A 10,770-nucleotide genomic window follows, 5' to 3' on the forward strand; every position below is an offset into this window, starting at 1 on the left:
ACCCACCCCCGACCTCGCCCCACCCGGCCTCGCCCGCCCTCGCCCGCCCTCGCCCCGTTGATCATGAAGTTAGCGGCACAATTTGCCCGATTCACGCCCGCCAACTTCATGGTCAACAGGCGGTGGGGGGTCGATCAGCTCACCCGGACGACCCGACCGCGTCGATCATGAGGTTAGCGGCGATCGGTGTCCGTTTTGTCGCCGCTAACCTCATGATCGACCGTGCCGAGTGGGGGCGAGTGCCCAATCACCCGGAACTCGCCAGCCGCCCAGTCCGCCCAGGGCGGCAGGAGCGCCCGCAACGGTGATCAAGGAGTTTGTGGTCGGCAGATGGCGCTACGAGCCCACTAACTCCTTGATCAACGCGCAATGGAGGGGTGCGACTGCGCACCCCAGCGCCGAACAGCCGGCAACCCCGACGTGTGCCCTGATCCGCCGCACCGCTCGCTGCGGTGATCAAGGAGTTTGTGGTCGGCGGGGGGCGTGAAAAGGCCGCTAACCCCTTGATCAACCGGGTTGGGCGGGGCCGGGAGGGGCGCAGCGGGAGAGGCGCAGCGGGGAGGACGGGTCGGGTGGTCGGAGGGCTGGGGCGGCCAGGACCAGCCGCCGGGCCGGGTGCGGGCGGAGGCAGGGGACGAGCGGAGGCGACTGAGCGGTTGGGGCGGGTGGGCCGGGCCGCCCGCCCCAACCCCGTCAGTCGCGGTCGATGTGGTGGCCTACGACGGTGGGGCCGAGCATCACGGCGAAACCGGAGCCGTCGCGGCGCGGGTCGGCCGGGGGCAGCTCCACCGGGTCGCCGGTGGCGGTCGCGCCCACCGGTCGCGGGCCGATCCAGGCCACCGACAACTCCAGCTCGCCCTTGAGGAACCGCTGCGCGCGTACGCCGCCGGTCGCCCTGCCCTTCGCCGGGTACGCCTTGAACGGCGTCACCTTCACCGTGGCGCCGGTCGAGGTGACCACCATCGGCTCACCGTGCTTCGCGTCGTCGGTGCGGATCGCGCCGAAGAAGACCACCCGGGCGTCGCCGGGCAGGTTGATGCCGGCCATGCCGCCGCCCTTGAGCCCCTGTGGGCGTACCACGGTCGCGGCGAAGCGCAGCAGCGACGCCTCCGAGGAGACGAACGCCAGCGTCTCGGCGCCGTCGGTCAGCCAGGTCGCGCCGACCACCTCGTCGCCGTCGCGCAGCGAGATCACCTCGAACTCGTCGGAGCGGACCGGCCAGTCCGGGGCGCACACCTTCACCACACCCGCCCGGGTGCCGAGCGCCAGACCGGGCGACCCCTGTGCGGACGGACCCAGCGGGGCGAGCCCGACGACCGTCTCGCCCGGCTCCAGCGGCACCAGTTCCGCCGCCGACATGCCACCGCGCAGCGACACCGTGCCGGACTGCTCCGGCAGCACCGGCAGCGGCAACACGTCGATCTTGAACGCGCGCCCGGCGCTGGTCACCAGCAGCACCCGGCCGCGGGCGGTGGAGTGCACGATCGCGCGTACCGCGTCGTGCTTGACCCGGCCGCTGCGCCGGCGCGCCTCGGCGGCCTCCTCCGACTCGGCCGCGGTCCGCGCCACCAGGCCGGTGGCGGAGAGGATCACCTGGCACGGGTCGTCGGCCACCTCCAGCGGACCGGCGGGCACCGAGGCGGCGAGCACCTCCTTGAGGTCGCCGTCGACGAGCGTGGTCCGCCGCGGCACGCCGAACTGCTTGACCACTGCGGCCAGCTCGTCGGAGACCACCTTCCGCAGCACCTTGGGGTCGTCCAGGATCTTCGACAGCTCGGCGATCTCGCCGCGCAGCTTCTCCTGCTCGGCCTCCAGCTCCAGCCGGTCGTACTTGGTCAGCCGGCGCAGCGGGGTGTCCAGGATGTAGCTCGCCTGGATCTCGGAGAGCTTGAACTTCTGCATCAGGCCGTCCTTGGCGGCCTGGGCGTCCTCGCTGGCGCGGATCAGCTTGACCACCCGGTCGATGTCGAGCAGGGCGATCAGCAGGCCGTCGACCAGGTGCAGGCGTTCCTCCCGCTTGCGCTTGCGGTACGCGCTGCGCCGGGTCACCACCTCGTAGCGGTGCGCCAGGAACACGTCGAGCAGTTCCTTGAGCCCGAGCGTGCGGGGCTGGCCGTCGACGAGGACCAGGTTGTTCACGCCGAAGGACTGCTCCAGCGGGGTGAGCCGGTAGAGGTCGGCCAGCAGGGCCTGCGGGTTCACGCCGACCTTGCACTCGACGACGAGGCGGGTGCCGTTCTCCCGGTCGGTGAGGTCCTTGACGTCGGCGATGCCGGTGAGCCGCTTGGTCTTGTTGACCTCGTTGGTGATGGCCGCGATGACCTTCTCGGCGCCGACGCCGTACGGCAGCTCGGTGACGGTGATGGCCTGCCGGCCGCGGCTGCCCTCCAGCGGCCCGATCTCCACCCGGCCGCGCATGCGCACCACGCCACGCCCGGTCTCGTACGCGCGGCGCACCTCGTCCAGGCCGAGCAGCAGCCCGCCGGTCGGCAGGTCGGGGCCGGGGACGAACTCCATGAGCTTGTCGAGTGTGGCGTCCGGGTGGTTGATCAGCCAGCGGGCGGCCTGGACCACCTCGGCGAGGTTGTGCGGGATCATGTTGGTGGCCATGCCGACCGCGATGCCGGACGCGCCGTTGACGAGCAGGTTCGGGAACGCGGCCGGCAGCACGGTGGGCTGGGTCAGCGAGCCGTCGTAGTTCGGCTCGACGTCGACCGTGTCCTCGCCCAGCTCGCCGGTGAGCAGCATCGCCTCGCGGGACATCCGGGCCTCGGTGTTGTGGTTGACAAAGCCACCGGCCAGGAAGGAGTGGTCGGCGGATTCCACTCGAACGGAATAGACCTCCGCCGGCTCGTCGGGCGAGACCGCGACGACCTTCTCGTACCGATAGCCCGCATCCATCACGGGCAGGATCGTGGCGAGGACTTCGGTGTCCTTGATGCGGTCGATGATGCGGAGTCGTTCGGTTTCCCACCGCTCGACACGATCGAAGTTGTGGCTGGTGAGCCACTTGCGTCCGCTGCCCCGACGATCGAAGTCGATGCTGCTGCGCACGTAGTCGGCCACAAAGGGGACGTGGTCCTGACTGAGCCGATGCGAACGCAGCGGCGCATGCCGCAGCATCTTGGCCAGCACCGCCTGCTTGGTACGAAGGAAGCCGACACGAGTCGCGAAAGCCCTGATGTTTCGCGTCCCGGAAACCACCAAGCGGTGCTCCACCGAGCCACTGGGCCGGGTGTAGTGGCGCCGACAGGCGATCACGCCGAACTCCGCGAGCAGTTCTTGGACCTCCCGAGTCAGACGCTCGCTGTAGCTGGTGTACTGGATGGTGAAGCTGCTGTTGGCGACGCGGACTCCGCCGTCGCCTTCGAAGAGGGCCATCAGGAAGGCCCGCTTGACGCCCCACCCCCCTGCCCAGACGAACTCCGGCACGAACTTGTCCCTCGCCTGGTGACCGATCAGCTCGGCGAGTGGACTCGCCCGGAAGGCTTCCATCCCGCCGGCGACGTCCTGGACGTCAAGTTCGTGTATGCGGCGACGGTCCCGGCGCGTGTGCCGGTCGCTGACGTAGCGTCGTCCACCCACGACCTGGTCGTAGGCATGCAGGACCTCGCCGAAGAAATGCTCATCGGTATTGCTGAATCCTGCCCGCGACTCGCTCGCGAAGCCTTCAGAGACCCAGGCGCCACCGAGCACGCCGAGCATGTATTCGCGAGCGGTGGGGACGACCTGGTTCCATGCGTTCCGCGCGACACAGACCACCGAGCCCGGCGTCACCTCATCGAGCCGACGCCACTGGAAGACAGGGACGCCCATCGGAGCTTCGAGGCAGAGAACCAGATGATTCTCACTACCACGGAGGGAGAATCCGGTCTCAGTCGTGATCCGGAGCGTCGGGTGGACGCCCGAGTTGAAGACCTTGTTGACGCGAACCGCTTTGCCGTCCTTGTCGAGGACTTCGAAATCGGCCTCCGCCTCGCTGTTCGGCGGCAGGCCGACCACATCACCGATCCGTGGGCTGCTGCCATCGGCCAGGCGGATCCGGGTGTCACCCACGACGCAGTAGCGCGCCGCGGCCGGGCCGTCGTCCGGGCTGCCGAAGTTGCCGTGCCCGTCGATGAGCGGGACGTTGAGCGAGAAGTCCTGCGCCAGCCGCACCATCGCGTCGTAGATCGCGGTGTCGCCGTGCGGGTGGTACTTACCCATCACGTCGCCGACGATCCGGGCGCTCTTGACGTGGCCGCGGTCCGGCCGGTGGCCCTGCTCGTGCATGGACCAGAGGATGCGCCGGTGCACCGGCTTGAGCCCGTCGCGCGCGTCGGGCAGGGCGCGGGAGTGGATGACCGAGAACGCGTACTCCAGGTAGGAGTCCGAGACCTCGGTGACCAGCGGGTTGTCGAAGACGCGGGCGCCGGCCTGGTCGAAGGCGGCCAGATCCGCCTTCGCGCGGTCGTCCTTGCGGCGTGCCATGGTGCGGTTTCCTTCCGAGACGAACCCGTTGGTCAGGCGTCGATGGCGTCGCGGTCGACCCGGTCGGCGGAGTCGATCAGCCAGTTGCGGCGGGGTTCGACCTTCTCCCCCATGAGCAGTTCGAGGATCCGCTCGGCGGCCTCGACGTCGTCGAGCGTGATCCGGCGGACCGCCCGGGTGGCCGGGTTCATGGTGGTCTCCCACAGCTCGTCGGCGTCCATCTCACCGAGGCCCTTGAAGCGCGGGATCGGGGTGACGATCTGCTTGCCGGCCTTCTCCAGCTTGCGGACGGTCGCCTCCATCTCGGCCTGGGTGTAGGTGTAGACGGTTTGCGGGTTGCGCCCCTTCGTGGTGATCTTGTGCAGGGGCGGCATCGCCGCGTAGAGCCGCCCGGCCTCGATCAGCGGCCGCATGTAGCGGGCGAACAGCGTGATCAGCAGGGTACGGATGTGCGCGCCGTCGACGTCCGCGTCGGCCATGATGAGCACCCGGCCGTACCGCAGGGCGGACAGGTCGAACGTCCGGCCGGAGCCGGCGCCGAGCACCTGCACGATGGCCGCGCACTCGGCGTTGTCCAGCACCTGCTGGAGGTTGGCCTTCTGCACGTTGAGGATCTTGCCGCGGATGGGCAGCAGCGCCTGGTATTCCGACGAGCGGGCCATGCGGCTCGTGCCCAGCGCGCTGTCGCCCTCCACGATGAACAGCTCGCTGCGCTCCACACCGGTGGCGCGGCAGTCGACGAGCTTGGCCGGCATGGCCGCGCCCTCCAGCGCGGTCTTGCGGCGGGCGGCGTCCTTCTGCTGCTTCTGGGTGAGCCGGACCCGGGCCGCGTCGACGATCTTCTGGAGCACCGTACGGGCCTCGGCCTTGGTGCGGCGGTCGTCCAGCCAGCTCTTGAGGTGCGCCTCGACCAGGCCCTGGAGCACCTTGGTGATGCCGGCGGTGGACAGCTCGTCCTTGGTCTGCGAGGTGAACTGCGGCTCGGGGATGCGCACGTGCACCACAGCCGTCATGCCCTCCAGGACGTCGTCCAGGGTGGGCGCGTCCTCCTTGGGCTTGAGCAGGCCGCGGGCGTTGCGGGCGGCCTCGGCGAGGGTACGGGCGAGCGCCCGCTCGAAGCCCTTGCGGTGGGTGCCGCCGTGGGCGTTGCGGATGGTGTTGGTGAAGCACTCGACGGTGCGCTCGTAGCCGGTGCCCCAGCGGAACGCCACCTCGACCTCGGCACGTCGCTGCACGTTGGACTGCATGACGCCGTTGGCGTCGGCGGCGTTCTCCCGGTAGGTGCCCTCGCCGGTGACCAGCAGCGTGCCGGAGACCGGCCGGTCGCCGGCCGGGGCGAGGAACTCCACCATGTCGGTGAGGCCGTCGGGGAAGTGGAAGCTCTCCTCGACGGGTTCCTCGCCGGTCTCGTCGCGCAGCCGGTAGGCCACGCCGGGGACGAGGAACGCGGTGTTGCGCAGCTTGAGCCGGACCGTCTCGGTGTCGAGCGCCGCGCCGGTCTCGAAGTAGCGGGGGTCGTGCCACCAGCGGATCGAGGTGCCGGTGCGCTGGCCGCGCTTCATCGCGCCGACGATCTGCAGGCCGGGGCCGGGGGTGAACGGCGCGTCCGGGCCGTCGCCGTCGAAGACGCCCGGTACGCCGTGGCGGAACGACATGGCGTGGACCTTGCCGCCGCGCCGGACGGTGACGTCGAAGCGGCGGGACAGCGCGTTGACCGCCGACGCGCCGACGCCGTGCAGGCCGCCGGAGGTCTTGTAGCCGGAGCCGCCGAACTTGCCGCCCGCGTGCAGGCGGGTCAGCACCAGCTCGACGCCGGAGATGCCGGACTTGGCGTGCACGTCGGTGGGGATGCCCCGGCCGTCGTCGTCGACCTGGACCGAGCCGTCGGCGTGCAGGATCACGTCGACTCTGGTGGCGTGACCGGCGACACCCTCGTCGGTCGAGTTGTCGAGGATCTCGTTGACGAGGTGACCCACGCCACGGCTGTCGGTCGAGCCGATGTACATGCCCGGGCGCTTGCGGACGGCGTCGAGGCCCTCCAGATGCGTCAGGTCGTCGGCCCCGTAGAGGGTGTCAGGCTGTGCGGTCAACTGGTCGTACTCCCAGGTCTCGGCGGTGTGGTGCCGTTCACCGTGTGATCCCCCCACGATGATCGCCGGGCGCGGCGCGCCGGAGCGAGCCTAGCCGGGTGCCCCGACAGGTCGGCGGCACCGGGGCGGTGCGTTGCGCGATCGGCCTGCCGGGCGGGTCCGCGCCGCGGCCGTGTACGGCGGTCCGGCGGGACGGGCGGGGGTCCAGCTCGCACAACGACCCGGGTGCCGGATGTCTTCCCCGGCGCGGGGCCGCCGATGTCGAACCATTGACGTCCGTCACACGCGCGTGATCTGATCGTCCCCCTGAAGAATCTTTCACATTTCGATGTCTGGGAGGTCGGGCATGTCCGTGTTCCGTCGTTCCGTGCTCGCGGCGGCGCTGGCGCTCGCCACGGTCGCGTTACCCGCCGCCGCGGCGCCCGCCCGGCCCGCTGCCGCCGCGCTGCCCACCGCCGCGGTGGCGCTGGGCGACAGCTTCATCAGCGGTGAGGGCGCCGGGGCGTACGCGCCGGTGGTGGACGTCAACGGGGTGGCCCAGGGCTTCCCCGGCTGGTCCGCCGCCAACGCCAACGCCTACTTCTGCCACCGCTCGCCGAACGCCTCACTGTTCCAGGCGAACCTGCCGGGCATCTCCGCCCGGTTCAACCTGGCCTGCTCGGGCGGCCAGCCGTACGACATCGCGAACGCCTCGTCGACGCGGGCCAAGGGGCGGCAGGTGGCCGCCCAGCTCGACCAGCTCCGGACGGTGGCCCGGACCCACGACATCGACCTGGTCCTCGTCGGCCTCGGCTCGAACAACAGCTCGTTCACCTTCGGCAGCGTGGCGGAGAAGTGCGCCAACCGGTTCATCGCCGACGCGTGGACCGGCTGGTGGGAGTTCTGGGCGTACCTGGGCGGGCCGGTGGAGCAGAAGCCGTGCACCGACGCCGACCTGGGCACGGCCGCGCAGTTCACCGCCGCCACCGCGGAGACCACCACGGCGCTGCGGCAACTGCTGGCCACGCTGGACCAGATCGACGCCGACGGGCAGCACCGGGTGGTGTTCCAGGACTACACCAACCCGCTGCCGTTCGAGCTGGACCAGAGCTACTGGACCGAGGACAGCCGCGACGACACCCGGGACAAGTTCCGCGCGCTGGGCGCCGAGCGGTACGCGGCCGGCTGCCCGATCCACCGGGCCAGCCTGGCGCCCGGCCACCGCTTCTCGCAAGGGCTCGGCACGCTCGTCCGCTCGGTACGCGGCACGCTGGCCGCCGAGTTCCCGCAGGACGACCTGGTCTACCTGAACGTGCAGCGCGCGTTCGACGGCGCCCGGCTCTGCGAGTCGACCGGCAGCCCGGGCAACGCCCTGGCCACGCCGATCCGGCTGATGGACGGCCCGACCGGCACGTTCGTCACCAGCCTCTCCGGGTACGACAAGCTCGACATCCAGCGGATCGCCAACGCCTGTGGCACGTACTTCCAGACCTGCCAGGAGTCGTGGCACCCGAACGCCGCCGGGCACAAGGTGCTCGGCCGGTGCCTGGCCGGGGCGGCGGCCACCGGCGCCCGTACCGTCTCCTGCGTCCGCGCCCCGGACGGCACGGTGAATGTGAGCTGAGCGCGCCGGGACCGGGCCGGGGATCCGGCCCGGTCCCGGCGTCAGGCCCGGATCGCGGTGCCGAGCACGTGCGGCGAGGCCGGGGCCGGCAGCCCGGTCGGCGGGAAGCGGAACCGGTCCAGTTCGGTCACCTCGAAGCCGGCGGCCCGGATCGCGGCCACCGTGTCCCGGGCGGTGTGGCAGCCGGCGCAGAACAGCGGCCAGAGCGTGGCGTCGGCGATGCGCTGGGCCCGGCGCAGGCCGGGCGTCCGGGCCACCACGTGTTCGTAGAAGCGCAGTTCCCCGCCGGGCCGCAGCACCCGCCGCGCCTCGCGCAGCGCGACGGCCTGGTCCGGCACCGAGCAGAGCACGAGCGACAGCACCACCGCGTCGGCGGTGCCGTCGGCGACCGGCAGCGCCTCGGCCAGCCCGGCGGCGACTGTCACCGGGACCGGGGCGCCGGGCGCGGCGGCGCGGGCCAGGGCACGCAGGCGTGGTTCCGGCTCGACGGCGACCACCCGGCTCACCTCCGGCGGGTAGTGCGCGAGGTTGCGCCCGTTGCCGGCGCCGACCTCGACCACCCGGCCGCGCAGCCCGTCGACCAGGCGGCGGCGGTGCTCGGCCATGCCGGCCTGGTCCATCGCGACGCTGGCGCGGGCGAACAGCCGGGAGAAGATCGGATGGGAGACGGCCATCAGCGACCGGCCGGTGGCGCGCCGAGGCTGAGCAGGAGCGGGCCGGCGGATCCGTCGACCAGGTCGCCGAGGCGTACCCCGTCGAGCACGGCGAGGAACGCGGCCTGCGCGCGCCGCAGCTCACCGCGCAGCCGGCACTCCGCGATCAGCGGGCAGACCGGCTGCGCGCAGTCGACCACCTCGCCGTCGCCCTCGAAGGCGCGGACCACCTGGCCGACGGTGATGTCCGCGGCGTGCTCGGCGAAGGCCACGCCGCCGGAGCGGCCCCGGATGGTCACCAGGACTCCGATGCGTTGCAGCCGCTGCACCACCTTGGCGACGTGGCTGCGGGGCAGCGCGAGCCGGGTGGCGAGTTCGTCGACTGTGGCCCGCACCGGGGACGCGGCGGTCAGCATGGCGATCCGCAGCGCCATGTCGGTCGACCGGTTGAGCCTCACGCACCGACCCTAGCCACTCGGCGCCGTCCAGGACACCAGCAGATTCACGGTGACCCATGCCACCCCGGCACCGGGACCTTCGGCCCTAAAACAGGAATCACCGATTCCTGTTTCGTGGGGGTCGACCTGTTCGAGCCCCGGAAGGAGATTCGGTCGTGCTCTCGGAATCCTCAGCAGCGGTCGTGACCGCCACCCTGCCCGTCGTGCGGGCGCACGGCGAGGCCATCACCGGCCGCTTCTACCAGCGGATGTTCGACGCCCACCCGGACCTGCTGGACCTGTTCAACCGGGGCAACCAGGCCACCGGAGCGCAGAAGGCCGCGCTCGCCTCCGCCGTGGTCGCGTACGCGGCGCACCTGACCGGCGACACCGGCATGCCGTGGGGCCCGATCCTGGACCGGATCGCGCACAAGCACGCCTCGCTCGGCATCACCGCCACCCAGTACCCGATCGTCGGGCGGCACCTGCTCGCCGCGGTCGGCGAGGTGCTCGGTGACGCGGTCACCCCGGAGGTGGCCGCCGCCTGGGACGAGGTCTACTGGCTGCTGGCCTGCGAGCTGATCGCCCGCGAGGCGCGGCTCTACGCCGGCGCCGGCGTGCCCGAGGGCGGCCCGGTGTGGCGGGACTGGCGGGTCACCGGCCGCACCAGGGAGAGCGCCGACGTCGTCTCGCTCACCCTCGCGCCGGCCGGCGGCGGCGCCGCGCCCGGCTTCACCCCCGGCGAGTACGTCTCGGTCGCCGTCGACCTGGACGGCGGCCGGGGACAGCAGATCCGCCAGTACAGCCTCTCCGGCCGCCCCGGCGCCGACCACTGGCGGATCACCGTGAAGCGGGTACGCGGGGAGGGCGGCGCGCCCGACGGGATGGTCTCCGGTCACCTGCACGACCGGGTGACCGTCGGCGACACGCTGCGGCTCAGCCCGGCGTTCGGCGACGTGGACGCCACCGGCGGCAACGGGCCGCTGCTGCTGGTCAGCGCCGGCATCGGGCTCACCCCGGCGATGGCGACGCTGGCGCACCTGGCCGACCGCGACCCCGGACGCCGGGTGACGCTGGCGCACGCCGACCGGGACGCCGAGGCGCACGCGCTGCGTGCGGAACTCCCCGCGCTCCAGCAGCGGCTGCCTAACCTGGCCGTCCAGCTCTGGTATCTCGACGCCGCCGGGGCCGACCTGCCCGGCCTGAAGGCGGAGGTGTCCGCCGGACTGATCGACCCGGACCGGCTCCCGCTGCCCGCCGGGGCGGCCGTGCACCTGTGCGGCCCGATCGCGTTCATGAACCTGGTGCGGGGCAACCTGCTGCGCCGGGGTGTGCCGGCCGAGCGGATCGCCTACGAGGTGTTCGGCCCCGGGATGCTGCCGGGCTGACGTCCCGCCGCGAAACAGGACTCCGCAGACCCGTTTTTCGGTCCGGGGACGCGTGTCGATGCCCTGGCCAGGGTCCGGAGCCTCCACAGCGGAGGAGGCGGGCCCGCAGAGAAGTCGATGATCTACTGG

At 71.8% G+C, this 10,770-nt stretch carries 5 protein-coding genes and 3 pseudogenes; 2 read left to right on the top strand and 6 right to left on the bottom strand.

Annotation, left to right across the window (positions count from 1 at the left end; genetic code table 11):
- Nucleotides 1–693 precede the first annotated feature (693 nt).
- The 4 genes and pseudogenes from ACN27C_RS29880 to ACN27C_RS29895 form a co-directional block, all read right to left on the bottom strand.
- Nucleotides 694–2,775, bottom strand: a pseudogene (locus tag ACN27C_RS29880) (DNA gyrase subunit A); the annotation flags it as partial.
- 393 nt (nt 2,776–3,168) lie between these two features.
- Nucleotides 3,169–3,816: pseudogene (locus ACN27C_RS29885) on the bottom strand (LAGLIDADG family homing endonuclease); the annotation flags it as partial.
- Between the two features lie 27 nt (nt 3,817–3,843).
- Nucleotides 3,844–4,470 (bottom strand): annotated as a pseudogene (locus ACN27C_RS29890) (DNA gyrase subunit A); the annotation flags it as partial.
- Between the two features lie 32 nt (nt 4,471–4,502).
- Nucleotides 4,503–6,617: a DNA gyrase/topoisomerase IV subunit B gene (locus tag ACN27C_RS29895; protein WP_199733045.1), complete on the bottom strand. Its 2,115-nt coding sequence runs from the start codon at nt 6,615–6,617 to the stop codon at nt 4,503–4,505.
- Nucleotides 6,618–6,906: 289 nt separating this feature from the next.
- Here ACN27C_RS29895 and ACN27C_RS29900 point away from each other — a divergent pair, with 289 nt between their 5' ends.
- Nucleotides 6,907–8,163, top strand: coding sequence for a hypothetical protein (locus ACN27C_RS29900; RefSeq protein ID WP_422749591.1), 1,257 nt, complete (start codon nt 6,907–6,909; stop codon nt 8,161–8,163).
- A 41-nt stretch (nt 8,164–8,204) separates the two neighbouring features.
- Here the strand turns inward: ACN27C_RS29900 and ACN27C_RS29905 are convergent, their stop codons facing one another.
- Together ACN27C_RS29905 and ACN27C_RS29910 are read right to left on the bottom strand one after the other, a co-directional pair.
- Nucleotides 8,205–8,837, bottom strand: coding sequence for a class I SAM-dependent methyltransferase (locus ACN27C_RS29905; RefSeq protein ID WP_422749593.1), 633 nt, complete (start codon nt 8,835–8,837; stop codon nt 8,205–8,207).
- Nucleotides 8,837–9,274 carry an RrF2 family transcriptional regulator gene (locus tag ACN27C_RS29910; RefSeq protein WP_091423567.1) on the bottom strand — a complete coding sequence of 146 codons (438 nt, stop codon included), beginning with the start codon at nt 9,272–9,274 and terminating at the stop codon, nt 8,837–8,839. The genes ACN27C_RS29905 and ACN27C_RS29910 overlap by 1 nt, the downstream gene beginning before the upstream one ends.
- Before the next feature lie 155 nt (nt 9,275–9,429).
- Between ACN27C_RS29910 and ACN27C_RS29915 the strand changes: the two genes are divergently transcribed.
- Entirely contained in the window at nt 9,430–10,641 is a 1,212-nt protein-coding gene (locus tag ACN27C_RS29915; RefSeq protein WP_422749595.1) for a globin domain-containing protein, read from the top strand.
- Nucleotides 10,642–10,770: the final 129 nt, after the last annotated feature.

This window comes from Micromonospora sp. WMMD1219, from assembly GCF_049315215.1.
In the GTDB taxonomy this organism is placed as follows: Bacteria; Actinomycetota; Actinomycetes; order Mycobacteriales; family Micromonosporaceae; genus Micromonospora; species Micromonospora tulbaghiae.

Excerpts from the sequence above, each read along its gene's own strand:
- ACN27C_RS29900 (WP_422749591.1), top strand. The coding sequence starts at position 6,907 with ATGTCCGTGTTCCGTCGTTCCGTGCTCGCGGCGGCGCTGGCGCTCGCC.
- ACN27C_RS29905 (WP_422749593.1), bottom strand. The coding sequence starts at position 8,837 with ATGGCCGTCTCCCATCCGATCTTCTCCCGGCTGTTCGCCCGCGCCAGC.